Annotated in this window: 14 protein-coding genes and 2 pseudogenes; 2 read left to right on the forward strand and 14 right to left on the reverse strand. The window is 36.8% G+C overall.

Going from position 1 to position 16,381, the window contains the following annotated elements; translation table 11 throughout:
• Positions 1-18: 18 nt before the first annotated feature.
• From P3L37_RS14440 to P3L37_RS14480, 9 genes and pseudogenes are all read right to left on the reverse strand, one after another.
• The gene (locus tag P3L37_RS14440) at positions 19-1,185 is read right to left on the reverse strand and encodes an aminomethyltransferase family protein (RefSeq protein ID WP_109912862.1); all 1,167 of its coding nucleotides are present in this window, start codon (positions 1,183-1,185) and stop codon (positions 19-21) included.
• 22 nt (positions 1,186-1,207) lie between these two features.
• A complete protein-coding gene (locus P3L37_RS14445) occupies positions 1,208-1,498 on the reverse strand; it encodes an acyl carrier protein (protein WP_109912871.1) in 291 nt (96 codons plus the stop codon).
• Between the two features lie 19 nt (positions 1,499-1,517).
• Positions 1,518-2,075, reverse strand: a complete 558-nt coding sequence (locus tag P3L37_RS14450; protein ID WP_109912863.1) for a 3-hydroxyacyl-ACP dehydratase FabZ family protein — start codon at positions 2,073-2,075, stop codon at positions 1,518-1,520.
• A gap of 11 nt (positions 2,076-2,086) precedes the next feature.
• A pseudogene (fabG, locus tag P3L37_RS14455) lies at positions 2,087-2,841 on the reverse strand (3-oxoacyl-ACP reductase FabG).
• A gap of 10 nt (positions 2,842-2,851) precedes the next feature.
• Complete coding sequence (gene acpS / locus P3L37_RS14460) at positions 2,852-3,238, reverse strand: holo-ACP synthase (RefSeq protein WP_238562695.1); 387 nt, start codon at positions 3,236-3,238, stop codon at positions 2,852-2,854.
• Between the two features lie 78 nt (positions 3,239-3,316).
• Positions 3,317-5,857, reverse strand: a complete 2,541-nt coding sequence (locus P3L37_RS14465; RefSeq protein ID WP_109912865.1) for a filamentous hemagglutinin N-terminal domain-containing protein — start codon at positions 5,855-5,857, stop codon at positions 3,317-3,319.
• A 1,109-nt stretch (positions 5,858-6,966) separates the two neighbouring features.
• Positions 6,967-7,143: pseudogene (locus P3L37_RS14470) on the reverse strand (transposase); the annotation flags it as partial.
• 72 nt (positions 7,144-7,215) lie between these two features.
• Positions 7,216-8,139 (reverse strand): sugar kinase, encoded by a 924-nt coding sequence (locus tag P3L37_RS14475; RefSeq protein ID WP_109913201.1) that lies wholly within the window; start codon positions 8,137-8,139, stop codon positions 7,216-7,218.
• Positions 8,139-9,158: an SPFH domain-containing protein gene (locus P3L37_RS14480; RefSeq protein WP_109913202.1), complete on the reverse strand. Its 1,020-nt coding sequence runs from the start codon at positions 9,156-9,158 to the stop codon at positions 8,139-8,141. The genes P3L37_RS14475 and P3L37_RS14480 overlap by 1 nt, the downstream gene beginning before the upstream one ends.
• Before the next feature lie 151 nt (positions 9,159-9,309).
• Between P3L37_RS14480 and P3L37_RS14485 the strand changes: the two genes are divergently transcribed.
• Positions 9,310-10,023, forward strand: a complete 714-nt coding sequence (locus P3L37_RS14485; RefSeq protein ID WP_004908966.1) for an NUDIX hydrolase — start codon at positions 9,310-9,312, stop codon at positions 10,021-10,023.
• A gap of 48 nt (positions 10,024-10,071) precedes the next feature.
• On the opposite strand, the gene P3L37_RS14490 is transcribed toward P3L37_RS14485, so the two are convergent.
• From P3L37_RS14490 to P3L37_RS14510, 5 genes are all read right to left on the reverse strand, one after another.
• Positions 10,072-10,599: a protein K gene (locus tag P3L37_RS14490; protein WP_117162198.1), complete on the reverse strand. Its 528-nt coding sequence runs from the start codon at positions 10,597-10,599 to the stop codon at positions 10,072-10,074.
• A 110-nt stretch (positions 10,600-10,709) separates the two neighbouring features.
• Positions 10,710-11,210, reverse strand: a complete 501-nt coding sequence (locus tag P3L37_RS14495) for a protein disulfide oxidoreductase (protein WP_004908960.1) — start codon at positions 11,208-11,210, stop codon at positions 10,710-10,712.
• A gap of 386 nt (positions 11,211-11,596) precedes the next feature.
• Entirely contained in the window at positions 11,597-12,328 is a 732-nt protein-coding gene (locus P3L37_RS14500; protein WP_004908958.1) for a DsbA family protein, read from the reverse strand.
• Positions 12,325-14,397: a protein-disulfide reductase DsbD family protein gene (locus P3L37_RS14505; protein WP_109913203.1), complete on the reverse strand. Its 2,073-nt coding sequence runs from the start codon at positions 14,395-14,397 to the stop codon at positions 12,325-12,327. The genes P3L37_RS14500 and P3L37_RS14505 overlap by 4 nt, the downstream gene beginning before the upstream one ends.
• Positions 14,398-14,445: 48 nt before the next feature.
• Positions 14,446-14,856 carry a hypothetical protein gene (locus P3L37_RS14510; protein WP_042851762.1) on the reverse strand — a complete coding sequence of 137 codons (411 nt, stop codon included), beginning with the start codon at positions 14,854-14,856 and terminating at the stop codon, positions 14,446-14,448.
• A 582-nt stretch (positions 14,857-15,438) separates the two neighbouring features.
• Between P3L37_RS14510 and P3L37_RS14515 the strand changes: the two genes are divergently transcribed.
• The gene (locus P3L37_RS14515; protein WP_004908948.1) at positions 15,439-16,332 is read left to right on the forward strand and encodes an amino acid ABC transporter substrate-binding protein; all 894 of its coding nucleotides are present in this window, start codon (positions 15,439-15,441) and stop codon (positions 16,330-16,332) included.
• The last annotated feature ends 49 nt before the right edge of the window (positions 16,333-16,381 follow it).

Raw genomic sequence — 16,381 nt, forward strand, 5'->3', positions numbered from 1 at the left:
TATAATTTTAAATAATGCTTATTCAATAAAACTCAGCGCTCGTGTTCTATCCACATAACTGTGTTCTATAGGACTAACCATCAGGCTTAAATTATAAATAAATGGAATACTTGAAGTAACAATTTCAACAGTAACGTCATCTGATTTAATAATATAATCGTCTATATCTGCATAAGCATATTCATTTTCTATTAATAATCGTGCAATATACTGACCTAGCGCCCTCGAGAAACCAACATTAATAACGACACCAATCTCTTTTCCATGAAATAAAACTTTATTTCCAACAAATAATTTTTTACCATTATCACTAGTAACCTTCGCGCCGATTACTCGCTTTGTTACTCCAGATTTTAATCTTTCTTTAATTGCTTCTAGTCCAATAAATTCTTCTTTATCATAGCTGACCACCCATTGCATTTGTAATTCAATAGGGCATCGTGTGTGCACGTTAAAAATATCAGGATCCCAACATGGATTCTCTAATCTCACATCATTTAAATAACTCAAGCTGCTAGTTTTTAAATCATATTTATCCGCTAACTTGAGTATTTTATCCCATATATTATCTAACTCCGCTTTCTCACCCAGTAAGTGATAACAAAATTCACCATGCTTGCCACCACGCATTAGAATAAGCTCTGTATTAATATGCATATGTTCATGAAACGGTAATCCAATAATATCCAAGCCGAATATTTCTGATAACAATTCCCATGAATACGGCCCTTCAACGCAAAGCATACTCCATTCAGAATTAAGTGATTTTACGGTTTCAATTTTATAATGTTGACCTTCGCGCCTTTTTTTTTCTATAACATCATTAACCATTTTAGATAACACATCACCTGTCAACCATTCAGAAATCAATAAATAGCTTTCATCATCGCAAGCGACATAAAGGTCACTAATGATCTCACCAAGATCATTTAAAAATAACCCATATAATAATTGTTCATCACGAATAGAAGAAAGATCAGCTGAAATCATATAATTCAATAATAACCATGCATCCTCACCAATAACTCTTGCAATACCATAATGAGAATAATCAGCCAATAATACATTATTGCGTACAGCATAGTATTCATCTTTAATACAAGACTGATTAGCCATCAAATTCATCTGATTACTCCCATCCAAAGGTGAACCATTTACTTCTATTTCAGAAACTATAGACCCCATATTTATTCCTATATATTTAAATTTATTTAAAACTCTTCTTCATTAGAATAAAAGAAACCATATTATTTATATTACGCATATAACTAGGATCATCACCTTCACTAACTTGTATATCAAACTCATCGTTTATAAAAACTAAAATTTCCGTTGCATCTACTGAGTCTAGTCTTAGGCCAGTGCTAAATAATGGGGTGTCATCATCTATCTGATTAGGCTTTCTATTTAAATTTAAACGTTCAATTAAACCACACTTTACTTTATTCAAAATTAATTTTCGTTGTTCTATTTTTTCTAATGCTGAATTTTCATTCATAGTAATATCTAAACCTTTGCTAATAACTCTCTCTATAATTGACAATAGTTCCTTGACAAACTATATGCCTCCCAACTCTTGCCTCAACGGAATAATGTTTAAATTTATTGGCATCAGAAAAAGAGACTGAACTCTTCACTTCGATTGTATCCCCTGGGTATACTGCATTTGTGAATTTTAAATTTTGTGAGGCTAGTACACCATTAACTTTTTTCCTATGCTCTATTAACATTATTTCTGATTCTGGCATATTTATTTCGCGTGATATTTCGTTGAACCCATGTAATTCAATACCGGTTCTATCTTTATATTTATTACAAAAATCATTAATAAATGATAAATATTCACTGGCCTGACCAAATATCTCTGCAATCATTACACCAGGCATAACCGGGGAGCCAGGGTAATGTCCTATAATATAATTATCATTAAAAGTAATATGTTTTATAACCGTTATTGAGGCTTTATTTCCCGGTATAAAATCTACGATCCTATCTACCATTATGATTGGTTGTCTCCAACCACCTAGTTTCAAAAAAAGCTCAGGTGAAACGAGTGAATTATTATAATTAACCATGTGCTGATCTCTTAACGCATTACCATGCCACCATCAACGACCAGAGTTTGACCAACTATATAGCTGGATGCATCTGAGCTTAGAAAAACGATTACGTCCGCGACTTCGCTCGCTACCCCTAGGCGTTGCAATGGGATAGTAGAGATAACTTGACGGACAACCTGTCTGGAAACTTTCTTCACCATCGCTGATTCAATCATCCCCGGCGCTACGCGTTTACTCGTACTCCTTTACTTGCCAACTCGGCAGCCAAAGTATGAGTAAACCCAATAATCCCCGCTTTAGAAGAACTATAATTAATTTGTCCTACACTTGGTATAATGCCGGCAATCGATGAAACATTAATAATTGTAGATTTTTCTGCACTTCGTAATAAAGTTAACATTTTTTTAGTTATGCTAAACATGCCAATTAGATTAGTGCTAATAACCTCTGAAAAATCATCAACATTCATTGTTGCAAACAGATTATCTTTAACAATCCCCGCATTATTCACTAATACATTAATATATCCGACGTCCTTGATTAAAAAATTTACTAATTCATTTATTGAATTATCATCTTTGATATTACATTGTTTTATATATAAACAATGACTATTTTTATTTTTTAATTGCAATTTATCCAAAGAATCTCGAGAACGATGATATATAGCATAAACATTGCATCCCTGTTCTAAATATTTAGCACAGATTGCTAGCCCCATATCGCCATTCGCTCCTGTTACCACTACATTTTTTTTATTTAGATCCGAATAGATAAACATATAATACTCTCTATAATAATGGTGTCCCACCTAATAGTGCTGTTGCTATCGCATAAGAACGACAATGCGAAATACTTAGAGATGACGTTTGAATATTTTTTTTATTCATCATCTCAAGCATCGCCCCATTAAATTTATAGTAAGGGCAACCATACTCATCATGACTTATTTCAATATCATGAAATGTAATCCCCAGCCTAAACCCTATACCGACTGCTTTCACTGCAGCTTCTTTTGCAGCCCATAAACCAGCGACTCGTTGAGGATTTTCATATGCATCTTCAATATAATTAATTTCATCATCTTGGAATAAACGTTTAATTAAGCTATCTTTGCTCCTTTCTATGGCAACAATAACCCTATTGATTTCAATAATATCTGTACCTATCCTTATCATAATATGATTCCGAAAATAGATAATAGTTAAAATATAGAGGTAACTAATTATTTGCCACCTCTGTTATAAGAAGTTTATTTATTCAATGATTGGTCCAACTAAGCGGCCATTGTTGACAAATTTTCCAGAAGCATTTATTTTCACCCCCTCCCTGCCAATTAAAGAGCCTGATTTTTCATTTGTAATATTCACGCCCGAGATCGTGCTGTTTAAGTCTGAATTTAAAGTTCCTTTATTAACAATGTCTTTTTTTACGGTCAAGATAAATGAATCTTTGCCTGATAGTGTGCTTTTAATACTATTATCAAATTTACCATCAATATTTATATTCAATCCCTTAATGCCAGAAACAACGCCAGAATTATTAAAATCACTAGTAATATGAATATCAGTAATACCGTCAGTCGCAATAACACCCGTTAGTGTGTTGGCTTCTAATGAACCCGAACTTACATTCTTCAGTTCTGCAGTAGTCAATTCTAACTTCTCTTTTGCATATACGGTACCATGGGTGTTATTCAAGGAATTAGCCTTAATAACCATTTCTTGCTCAGAAGCAATCATACTGCTAGCGTTTTCCAATTGGTTGAAATCAAGAACCATATTACCCTTTTCAGTAATAATTCGACCTGAGTTCGATGATAATTTTTCACCTTTCAATGTCATTGATTTCTTACTAACAATACCACCAACTTGATCCGGCTGGCCTATATAGAACCCCATTTCTGTTTTGTAGCCAGAACTACGACTATTTTTTAAATTATTGGCCGCAACATCAAGACTCACTTCAGAAACAATAAAGCCAGAGTCATTATCTAGAGTTTCTGTTTCTACTTTGATATTATCACCTTTAATGATGCCTTTACTATTCCCGATAGTAGGTGACTTAATTAATGCTTTCTCACCTTCGAAGAATAGGACACCAAAATGATTATCGAGTTTTTTAGTAATGACGATATCACCACCATTTTTAGATGCAATGCCACCATACATGTTATCTACGCTATCACTCTTAAATAGCAGTTTCCCATCCGCCTTTATTTGCCCCCATTGGTTAGATATCGTACCTATATTTGTAAACTCGAAGTCACCTTCACTCGCCAAAATACCTTTATCATTACTCAAACCAACAATATTAAGAGACATACCACCTTTACCACTTAAAATACCTTGTGTATCATTACTTGCTGTATCTGCTGTCAGTCCATTATTTGATAATTTGTTCCCGTTAGTATCAATAGTGACTTTATTCACTGAACGGATACGTGCTGTATTATTATCTAGCTTCCCGCTTTTAATGTAAATATTGCCATCTGTATCTATAGTGCTATTTTTATTATTAAATGCTTTAGTGTTTGTATCAATATCTATATCACCTTCCGACTTAATTTGGCCATTATTATTAGTGAATATACCACTCACAATTTTAATATCACCGATAGCCGCGATACCAACTCTGGCTCCTAATGTCGTGTCATTAATAATGCTTTTACCATTAGTATTAATAATTATATTACTCTCACTTGCAATATAGGATGCATCATTTTTTAACTCACCACTATCGATCGTTACCGACCCTTTTGATGAAATATTGCCATTCGAAGAGTTTACTAATTTTGAACCTTGAGTATTAATGTTAATTGTACTTGAGCTTTGAATTTTACCTGTCGTATTTTTGATATCTCTCGCAACATTGATATTTACAGTTCCTTTTGCAGCAATTTTACCTGCGCTATTCAGTAGCTCTCCTTTATTATCAATAATAAATCCATCAGCCCCTCCCCTTACTTGTCCTTGATTAGAAAAAGCGGCTTTAGCATCCGTACTCACCAATGTGATTTTTTTGGCTTTTATCTCAGCATCTTTTTCAACTTTTAGACTTGTTCGAGGTGCGGTTCCTGTTCCTTTGATTTCAGTGACTTTGTCATTTTCTGCATTAACTTCATTTGCGCCAGTCGTTACCCGTAAATCCGCTTCCTCTGCATGTACAATACCCGCGACGACGACATCGCGAGAAATTAAATCAATATTGCTGGGCGAATCATCAAATGTAACATTTCCACTAATAGAAATAGTGCCTTTTTCTACTTTATATGCACTTAATGCATTGTCCTTAAGTACCAATGAACCTGTCGTTAAAACAGCACGATTGGCACTAAGAAAGGTACAGCTACTACAATTAATACCTGATGGGTTGGAAACTATTACTCTGGCACTTTTTCCCGTCACTTCAATAATGCCATTAAGTGTCGTTGCTTTAGTCGATTTTACATCAATAAGCACTATATCGGCTTCACCTTCCACCAAATTACTGTTTCCAGGTACTTTACCAGCCAGTTGAGTGTCTGAATCTACAGAACTATTGTTGATAACCAACCCTGCTTCGGAAATATCGAAATTTTCGTAGGTATTATATGAGTTACCATGACTTACCGTGGCAATATTTAAAACTTTAGCATTCTCTTTTTTAACCACCTCAGTTAACGCTTCTGTTGAAATAGTATTAGCGTTCACAATGGATACCATACCTATAGTCATAAAAATTGAAAAAGCGATAGGTTTCAGTTTAGTTAAATTTTGAGCCTCTTTATTAAAAAAAACATGTTTACTTTCTTTCATTGTAAATCCTTAGTTTAACATTGAAATAATTAGCGTATGACGAGTAGCGATAAAATAGATAGAATATATAAAAAACAACTTATTGGTTAATTATAAAAATAAAACAACCCTATCAAAATAAAATACGAATAGAAGTTTAAAACAAAAAATTAATTCACACCCACATATAAATTATAATTATTAAAGTTACTTATTGATCATGAATATATACAAGCCATTTTTTTATCAACTATTTTTATAGTCTTTATAGATTAACATTCACAATCTAATATCATAGGGTATAATATTAAAACCAAAAAAAACCGAATTAAATTTAAATAATTTCAATATATAACAATATAAAATAAAACTATAAATAGACTAAAAATTAAATTTATTATTCTTTTTTCACGATTGTAAAACTTATATACTTTAAAAATTAATGATAAATCACAGTGCGTAATGGCAAAGTATTATCCCCATACAAAAGCCATTTCCTATAGTTGCAAATACAGCCATCCTGAGATATTCCCTTTAAATTATAACGAGTTAAACAACTCTAAATTCGTGATTTCATTAAGTGATTCATACCTATCTTAGCTATCTTTTTCCTTAAAACTTGAGACCATGCTCCTCAATATTTATACGATCACCAATAAATTATTAATCATCGATGCTTTTGATTATTTGTATAATAGCTATAGTTATAATTGTTTAATCTGATTATAACTACCCATTAATTACAGGATATTCGCATTCAATATTAAAAACCCAAACTATCACTAATTTAGCAAGCACTTGCCAAATTTTAGTTTAGTTTTACTATTTATCATCCTCAATAGAGGATAAGTAATGATTAAAAATCGCTAAAATCACGGTCACATTTTGTTGATTATTTAATATATGTATACTATATAGTTTAGGATTTGAATATTCGACAAGTTGATTCAATTAATTTATCAAATAGACTATCGCCATAACACTATATTTATCTTTTTATTGAATCTTATTAATATAGTGCCAATACACTACTCTTATATGCTGTAATCCTAATTAATTGTTAAAATTAGCTTATCAATCGTCTTTCGATACCAAAATACCGATGAGTAATTTTCATGCAAAGAAGCCCCTAGGCTTTTCATTTCCGCCATCAACAATACATCCATACGACCATATTTTGCCCACCATTTATAAAACGTCGAATTACCCATGCCATGCTCTCGACAAAATTGTGCAGCGGGAACACCTTGTTCGGCTTGTTTTAAAATAGAAATGATTTGAGCATCAGTAAAGGTTGTTTTTTCCATCATTTTCTCCAGTGTTTATTGTTAGAGAAAATTCTACTTATCAACTCGATTATTTTTAGGGGGAATTACCGACTAAGCAACTAATAACCCTCGTACATCTGCAATTTTCACTGTCACAATACAACCTGCATTGAATTGTAAAAAATCATCTTCAATACCATCGGAAAAAATAACGCCGTTATCGGGCATTAATGACTCCACCGCTAACGGGTTACTCGGCTCTATCGTGCCAAATACCCATCTGGTTCCTGTCGTTTTACTTAAAAACGGCTCCCTAACACTAAACTGTAACTTACATTCCTCCCAGCCAAATCCTTGTGCTAACGGATGATTATTCCCTCCCATAATTGCCTGTGCCCCCGCTAAAATAGATTGAAACCACCCCGTTGACCCAAGTCCGGTCGATATAATAATTCCAGAGGATGATTGAAACTCTTGTTCTCCATTCCAGTTCAATAAATAACGTGCCGATGTGTGGCTTTTCGGGCCAATAAATAAATCGTTCACCGCCAGTAGTGATTGCCCGTCATTGGTTGTTGCCTGTGCAAAGGTCACTGATTTTTGTTCAACCTGACCTTTCAATGTTTTCGTTACCACCTCCTGTAATTGACTAATTTCAAATGGCAGTAGTTTTCCATCCCACCTTGCAGGATCGGGGTTAATCGCAATAACGGGCTGCCCTTTTAAATACTTTAACGTATTAGCCACTAAGCCATCCTGCCCAATCACGACGATAATGTCCTGCTTAGAAAATTGGTAGCTTGGTAATAATTTTCTTTCCAATAATTGAAATCGGCCTAAAGACTTCAAAATTGATTCAGCTTGAACTAATTGCCGCTGATATAAATCATGTTCATTCAAGTAATCATCGACTTCCACATGATTATGTTCCAAATAAAATTTTGCCTGAGGCCATGTATTGAAGCGTTCAATGAGCTCCTGTAAGCGAGTTTTACGTATCACGAGAATGAATCGGGCATCATCAATCTTATTCATTATTTCGCCCCTTTTTTCATTAGCTGTCCAAATAAATCAGGGGAAATATTTAACTCGCCAATTTTTCCTGCATTTTGTGCTAATGATTCAAATGCCATTGCCATCAATTGCTCTGGTCCCATTTTCGCTAACGCAAGCGCTTTTAAGTTCTCCACTGGTAATTGGCTATAAGCTTTCATTTTAGATTCAATCGCATAGGCATCTGCATCAGATTGGATCCGTTGGTTTTCCACGCTAAGTGCCACCAACTCATTACGTTTTGCTTCCGCACTCACCTGTGCTGTTAATTCTTCTTGCTTAATCTCTGCACGTTCACGTAACAACTTACGTTCATTATCAAGGCGAGCTTCTTCAATTTGCTGCTCTTTGGCCTGCACAGATAAGTCAGTTTCTAGCTCAGCTTCTTTAATCGTCCTTTCTTGTTCGACAGAAAATTTTCGTCTGGCATAGATAGCGTCATCCGCTTCTTTCAAAATGGATTCTCTCGCTTGTGCTTCTAATGCTTTGAGGGTTTCAGGTGAAGGTGCAATTGCTGCAATGGAAACATCTAAAATAGCGATGCCTAATGACTCGATTGCAGCTTGTTCTGCAAGTTGCTTGCTAACTAATGTCACTAATGATTGGCTAATCAATAATGCATCTCGTAATGAAGTAGTTTGTATCTTAGCTTGGATAATAGTTTGAGCCGCACGCACTACCCTGTCGCTCAGTTTAAGTGGATCTTCAGATGCATAGCTTTTTCCATCTTTAGTTAAGTTAAAATTTAAAACATCCGCCGTTTTTTCGGCAGCGACTACCTGAAAAGAAATTTGTCCCTGAATACGTAAACTTTGGAAATCAGAAGATTGTAAATTAAAAATAAAGGGGGCTTCTTGTGCATTCAATGGAAGCGCCGCAATAGAGGTTTTATCCGAGTTATACCAAAAACTGAGCCCCTTACCTTGTTTACGCACTTTTCCATTCACTGATTGAATAACAAAAGTTGATGAGTCTGCTTTGAAATATTTAAAGTTAAACATAGTGCACTCCTCATTAATGTCCTTAAGACTTTAATTTATTATTGTCTTATAGACAAAAAGAAGTCAAGAAATAAATGTCCTAATGACAATAACTATTTTTATCTGTATGATTTCCCCCTAAACTTCACCTTTGAATTTGAGTGGTAACAATATGAATGAAAAAGAATTTCTTGCTAGCTATGACAGAAAGGATTATTTATCACCTTTACTCACTGTCGATGCCGTTTTGTTTGCTTACCATGAAAACACGTTGAAGGTATTACTGGTTGAACGAGCTAGTTTCCCCGAAAAGGGGAAATGGGGTTTGCCGGGAGGATTTATTGATGAGCAACATGATCAAACCTTAGAAGAAGCTATTTTACGTAAACTAAAAGAAAAAACAGGCGTGATCCCCCCTTATATTGAGCAGCTTTGTACAGTTGGAAACCACCAACGTGATCCACGCGGTTGGTCTGTCACTGTTTGTTATACGGCTCTAATTGCTTACCAAGCCTGTGAAGCCCATATTGATACAGTAGATTCTGTCAGGTGGGTCTCTATTGATGAAATAGATCAGCTTTCTCTTGCGTTCGACCATTTTAAACTCTATCAACAAGCGAGAGAACGTCTAAAGCAAAAATCACTTTATTCGATAGTTCCAGGCTTTGCATTACCTGAAGTTTTTACCTTAGCTGAACTTCAACATGTCCATGAAGTTCTGATTGGTAAGCCCCTGCAAAATAAATCATTTAGGCGCCGACTTGAACAAGCGGATTTGTTGATTGATACTGGAGAGAAACGCCATGAGCGCGGTCGCCCTGCTAATTTATATCGCTTAAAACCACAATCAGCGGATTACCGTTTTATTCGTAATTTGGAATTTTAATTTTTGAACTGCCTGATAAATCAATATTATCAGGCACCGCAATGAATGCTATTGGCAAATCGCAGGGGTCACAATATAAGTAAAAATGAGTTTGTTGGACTTATGGTAATTATGCGTAATGCCTTCAGGGAACATTCCATGCAAAATATCCATACCTGCATTTTTACCGCAGTAGTTGCGGTTCAAAATTTCACGCATATTTTGCTGCCAGCTATCGCCTTCCAATACGTTATCAGGGATCCCTTTGATGGTGTATTGGTAAAATAACATGCCATTTTTCGCGGTGACTTCAGTCAATAGAGTCACATCATCAATCAGCATAGGTAATGATTCTGCCATGTCAGACAGAAAAATGCCCCGTAACATCGTTGGGTCATCATCTCCTTTAGCATTAAAGGCATTAATTTTATCTTCTGTTGAATTAGCTTTTATTTCATCATAACGCTGTTCTATTTGTGAATTTTCGATCGTTCCTGACGGTTGTTCCGGTACTGTTTTCTCTTCCACCTCAGGGGAACATCCCGCGATTAGTATCACACCTAAAAATAATCCAACCACTTTTTTAAACATAGCCATCCCATTCACCTATTTTATTATTTATATAGCCGAATGAGTTTACCATAATGATAAATTAAACTTATAGGCAGAAAAATCCCCTTTTTTAGCCCAAAGGGGATGATAGAAAACTAAAAAGATGCCAACCACATACGCATTTTTAAGCCATAAGAACTCGTCCAACCCGATGTAAAACTGACTAGCTCACCGTTATCAATCACCATAAAAGTGGGCGTCGCACTGACCCCAACCGCATTGGAAAGTTGCCCGCTTATATCGTTGATCACAGGAAAGGTTAGCTCCTTGTTTTCCATCCCCTTGATTAAGCGAGATGTTTCACCTGAACGTATCGCTACCGAAATAATTGGCATACCTGATTGGCTTAATTCTGATACCGTTGGCGAAGTCAAATTACAGACCCCACACCACGTCGCCCAGAAATAAACCAATATCGGTTTTTCTTTACTTAACTCTGCCAATGAAACCGTCTCACCGTTGGCCAGAGTGTGTTGTTCCAATAATACAGGCGCAAGGGTTTGTGGCTTGCGCCATAAATCCATCACTGTAAAGGCAATAAATAAAATAATTGCCAAAACAATAATTTCTTTAGACCATTTTTTTATTTTATTCATATAGTTGCTTACCTATTTGGTATCAAATAGTACAAATCAATGATGTAAGAAACCAAAACATCCACTTAAAATGAATGCTTTAGCATTTAATTAAATATTTGTTTTCCTATCCTCTAATTCTAGAGTTTTGGATTGTTTAATCTTTATCCTCTAATTTTAGAGTTTGGATTGTTTAATCTTTATCCTCTAATTCTAGAGTTTGGATTATTTAATCTTTATCCTCTAATTTTAGAGTTTGGATTATTTAATCTTTATCCTCTAAATAATTCGCGTTGTGGCTAGGCGGCAAACGAGACTATCGTGGGGAGCATACACAAGTATGTGACTCACGTAGTCGAGAGCAGCCAACAACGCCACAGCGCGAAATATGACGAGGATAACGAGGATTATTTGAGCTTAGCCAACTGCTCCTTCACTACCGCCTCAAACTGCTGTGCATCAATAGCACCTGGGATCAACTCATCACCTACCAATGTTGCTGGCGTACCATTCACACCCAATTTCTCTGCCAACATCATATTGGTGCGAATGCCATCACGGCTCTTATCACTGGCTTTCAGTTTATCGTTTCCTGTCGCTTTAAGCGCATCTTTGATATTGGCATCTGATAGCATGCCTTGTTTTTGCATAAATTTGTGGTGTAGAGCTTCAAATGCTTTCGGGTCTTCTTGCCACAGCGTCATGGTTAACTGAGCTGAATCCATTGAAGTCTGGCCTTTAAATGGTAAGTATTTAATTACCACAGCCACATCATCAGGGTATTTTTTCACAAGATCCATCAGTTGTGGGTCGAAACGCTTACAGAATGGGCAGTTAAAATCAGTAAAATTAACCAAAACTAACTTGGCATCTTTTTTACCGATACGCGGGCTGGTTGGGTCATTAAACAAAGCATCGTGCTCCGCTTTTAACGTTTCTTTCATTTGGGCTTGTTGTCTTTCCCCTTGTTTAGCTTGCAGGGCAACAATCGCTTCTTCCAAAATTTCTGGGTTTTCAATCAAAGTATCACGCACTAATTTACGCACTTGCGCTTCTTGGTCTGCACTTAAAGGTGCCGCTTGTGCTACTGACCCCATCATTAGCGACGAAAATAAAACGGCTAAGATTGTTTTTTTCATTTTGTGGCTCCTTTGGCCTGATTCATAACGGATATTAGCGATTCACGGTCAAGTATTGTTGACAGTACTTCGCCTTCGGCCAAGTTAGGGCCATAAATTTGATTAAATGGAACAGCGACCTGCCCACGTTTTTGTAAAAATGCCGTAATTTCAGGTGAAGGTTTGGTCCAATCACCCCGTAAAGCAACAACATCAGGTTCACTAAGTAGCTGTTGGATATCATCTCTCAGTAGTACATTGTATTTATTTGCCTTACAAGTCACACACCATTCAGCAGTAACATCAATAAAGACGCGCTTGTTATCCGCCAGCGCAGCCGTAATCGCTTGCTCAGTCAAAGGTTGCCAATTTACGGTATCTTTAACGAGAGAACGGCTGCCGGAATGCTGTTCTTGCGTCATCCAAACAAACCCACCAGCAAAAACGGCAAATAATATGAATGGCAAGATAGCTGCCCTTACACCTCGTTTTATCGCGATAAAAACAACTAATAATACTAAGAAAATGACAGCAATCGCCGTCGAAGTAGGCACACCAAAATGTGGTATTAATAAGCTAATTAACCATAAGCTAGATACCAGCATCATTAACCCTAGTATGGCGCGTAATTTCAGCATCCACATACCTGGTTTTGGTAGTAAGCGAGAGATAGCCGGAAAAGCAGCGATCAGTAACCACGGTAAACTCATACCGATACCTAATGCGGTGAAGATCAACCACAACTCTTCCATCGGCGCTGCCAGTGCAAATGCTACGGCTGTGCCCAAAAATGGTGCAGAGCAAGGTGTTGCCAATAATGTCGCGAATACCCCTTGCCAAAAATGACCGCTGCTACCATGCCCCCCAGCTGTTGCCAAGCGTGTATTGGCCTTGCTACCTAAGTTGATTTCAAATAAGCCAAATAAATTTGCAGTAAATAGCGCTGTTACCAATACCATAAAACCGATAAACCATGGGTTTTGGAACTGAATACCCCAACCAACAGCTTGTTGACCGACTCGTAATAACGTCATCAATAGCGCCAGTAACCAAAAGGAAACTAAAATACCAAGAGATGACAATAAAAACTGACGGCGAATGGTATTTTGCTCACCATGAGGCACCATCAATACAGAGCCAAGTTTCATCGCTAACACAGGCAGAACGCATGGCATCAGATTAAGGATCAAGCCCCCCAAAAGTGCAAATAGCATCACCTGCCATAACGAAGCACCACTCACTTTTGATGCTATCGTGCCAGTAAATGTACTCACTTGATGACTAATTTGCTGCGAAATTTCGCCATCTGCAACCACAAAAGAAACTGTTTTACCGGTTAAATCGGGAGACTCGCCTCCCCAATCATCACCAACATCTATTGTTGCTGTTAAATGATTGCCTGTTGTCTCTATTACAGGCACGCCTAATGCTGCACCTTCAACCACATCAGTAAAAATGTTAGGTTGTTCCCACGAATTTCCTGAACTTTTTTGTAATTCAATGATTAGCTTATCATTGGTAAAGCCAACTTTGGTTTGCTCTACTAAGCCACTAGATGGTGGAACCGCCCCTTTGGCTTGGTTAAATGCCCAAGTAAAGTCAGCAGGAGCTGGCTCTGTTAAATCGAGTTCAAACGGGTAATCGGTTAAAATACACACATTACTGCAGGTTGATAACGTGAGTGTTCCAGCAAGTTTATCGAGCTTTTCATTACTTGTGACTGTAATGGGGAAAACAATATCTCCCATATAGCCTTGAGTTGAAACACCCGCGACATCAAAGCGACCAGGTGTTGGCCATTGCCAATCTGTTGATTCAACAGGTGACGACCATACAATTTCAGGTGCGACTCCACCTTCGCCAGGCGAACGCCAATAGGTTTTCCACCCGTCATCAAGTTTTACATCGAGCAAAATGTCGATTTTGCCATTTTCCTGTGCCGAACTTAATAACCTGACCTGCGCATGCCGTGGAGTGTTGTCATTCATCCACCCCGTATTCGCAGGTTGCAACCACCCCGTATCTGCAGCGTATAAACTGCTCGAAAATAGTGCAAAAAATATAAAAAATGAATTAATTAAAAAACGCATTGTTTCCTCCAGAATAAATTACACAAACGAGTCCCTATCCGTTGTGTGCTAATTCCGAAGATTACAAAATTGTAAGTGTCGTCTGACTCTTGGAGGGGCATGCTTCTCTTCATTATTTGCTCTAGATATAAATAGATTAGTACAAAATAAAGTTAGCGCAGCCAAAGAAAGAAACATGAAGAAGAATGGTTCAAGAACAGCAGGTAACAAAGTCATTAATGACTTAGCACTCAGTTCACAGCTGGAAAGATGTGTACCGCTGCTATCACTTTGTTTTACCTGTGACTGATCGATATAAGAAACGTGAGTACCCGTGTTAATTTGTGCTTGCGCTAATACATCTGGCACAAAAAAATTGGCGAGCAAACGCTCTCCGACGGCACGTTGATTCATACAAACCAATACCATCAGACAGGCGAATATCACTAATCCTTTACCTAATTTTAAATGCCTGTTCATGCGCATCTTGGTATAACTTCCTGAAATAACACTAATTATGCGACTTTGACAACCATAACGATAAAAACCTATCTTTGACTAATACCGTTACCCCATCTATAAGTTAAATAGAGGTTACATCTTACACAGCAAAACATTCCGTACAAGTGCCATCAGCTAACTTTACAAATATCACCCTCTTTTTCAGTAAACAAAAATGCAGTTCTACCAAAACTAGGCACGCAAATTGCTTTATCTAATATATGGCATGAAACGAAGATAACTTGCACCTTAACAGTGCATGATTATCAATTTAAGACAATTTTAGATGGTAAATCACCATGTTAGTGCGGTAATTCAAAAATTACCCAAATAATATGCGAGACAGCTCCCGAAATTGAAACAATTCGTTTTCATTAATTAACAAATTTAATTACTTTTTAACAACAATAAAACATATAGCGGATAATCGCGGAATTGTCTAAATCTGCGAAATATTTGCAAACACAACACTACGAAACCACAGTAATTCAGGCGTTATCTCGCGATAGCACCTTAAAAATTACAACGGGTTTACACCGATGTTCTAAAGGAGTTGTAACTATGCGTATAAGTAAACTTGTATTATCGATGATGATTTTAGGTGCAACCTGCGCAGTCCAAGCAGAGGAGTTAAACGGCACCCTGAAAAAAATCAAAGACAACGGTGTAATAGTTGTTGGTCATCGTGAATCTTCCGTACCTTTCTCTTACTATGATAATAGCCAGAAAGTGGTTGGTTACTCACAGGATTATTCAAATGCCATTGTTGATGCAGTGAAGAAAAAATTAAACATGCCTGATCTGCAAGTCAAACTCATTCCAATCACATCACAAAACCGTATTCCACTCCTGCAAAATGGCACATTTGATTTTGAATGTGGTTCAACAACCAATAATGTAGAAAGACAAAAACAAGCCGCTTTCTCTAACACAATCTTTGTGGTTGGGACGCGCTTACTCACTAAAGGTGACTCTGGTGTGAAAGACTTTGCTGACTTAGCCGGTAAAAATGTCGTCGTGACCTCAGGTACAACTTCTGAAATTCTGTTGAATCAGTTAAATGATGAAAAAAATATGAAAATGCGCATTATCAGTGCGAAAGACCATGGTGATTCGTTCCGTACCTTAGAATCAGGTCGTGCTGTTGCCTTTATGATGGACGATGCGTTGTTAGCAGGTGAGCGTGCAAAAGCGAAGAAACCGGATATCTGGGAAATCGTTGGCAAGCCGCAAACCGAAGAAGCTTATGGCTGTATGTTGCGTAAAGATGACCCTCAATTTAAAGCGCTTATCGATGAAACCATTGCGAATGCACAAACATCAGGTGTCGCTGAAAAATCCTTTGATCGCTGGTTCAACCAACCTATTCCTCCGAAAAATCTGAACCTGAAATTTACGTTATCCGATGAAATGAAAGCCTTATTTAAAGAACCAAATGATAAAGCATTAAACTAATAAAAAGACAAACAGGGTATTACTGAAGTAAGAATTGCAAGGCGGTCGT

The sequence above is a fragment of the Providencia sp. PROV114 genome (genome assembly GCF_032704305.1).
Classification (GTDB): Bacteria; Pseudomonadota; Gammaproteobacteria; order Enterobacterales; family Enterobacteriaceae; genus Providencia; species Providencia rettgeri.

Bases quoted from the DNA above. Each gene is read 5' to 3' on its own strand.
- P3L37_RS14440 (WP_109912862.1), bottom strand. From the start codon at position 1,185: ATGGGGTCTATAGTTTCTGAAATAGAAGTAAATGGTTCACCTTTGGAT.
- P3L37_RS14445 (WP_109912871.1), bottom strand. From the start codon at position 1,498: ATGAATGAAAATTCAGCATTAGAAAAAATAGAACAACGAAAATTAATT.
- P3L37_RS14450 (WP_109912863.1), bottom strand. From the start codon at position 2,075: ATGGTTAATTATAATAATTCACTCGTTTCACCTGAGCTTTTTTTGAAA.
- acpS (WP_238562695.1), bottom strand. From the start codon at position 3,238: ATGATAAGGATAGGTACAGATATTATTGAAATCAATAGGGTTATTGTT.
- P3L37_RS14465 (WP_109912865.1), bottom strand. From the start codon at position 5,857: ATGAAAGAAAGTAAACATGTTTTTTTTAATAAAGAGGCTCAAAATTTA.
- P3L37_RS14475 (WP_109913201.1), bottom strand. From the start codon at position 8,139: ATGAATAAGATTGATGATGCCCGATTCATTCTCGTGATACGTAAAACT.
- P3L37_RS14480 (WP_109913202.1), bottom strand. From the start codon at position 9,158: ATGTTTAACTTTAAATATTTCAAAGCAGACTCATCAACTTTTGTTATT.
- P3L37_RS14485 (WP_004908966.1), top strand. From the start codon at position 9,310: ATGAATGAAAAAGAATTTCTTGCTAGCTATGACAGAAAGGATTATTTA.
- P3L37_RS14490 (WP_117162198.1), bottom strand. From the start codon at position 10,599: ATGGCTATGTTTAAAAAAGTGGTTGGATTATTTTTAGGTGTGATACTA.
- P3L37_RS14495 (WP_004908960.1), bottom strand. From the start codon at position 11,210: ATGAATAAAATAAAAAAATGGTCTAAAGAAATTATTGTTTTGGCAATT.
- P3L37_RS14500 (WP_004908958.1), bottom strand. From the start codon at position 12,328: ATGAAAAAAACAATCTTAGCCGTTTTATTTTCGTCGCTAATGATGGGG.
- P3L37_RS14505 (WP_109913203.1), bottom strand. From the start codon at position 14,397: ATGCGTTTTTTAATTAATTCATTTTTTATATTTTTTGCACTATTTTCG.
- P3L37_RS14510 (WP_042851762.1), bottom strand. From the start codon at position 14,856: ATGAACAGGCATTTAAAATTAGGTAAAGGATTAGTGATATTCGCCTGT.
- P3L37_RS14515 (WP_004908948.1), top strand. From the start codon at position 15,439: ATGCGTATAAGTAAACTTGTATTATCGATGATGATTTTAGGTGCAACC.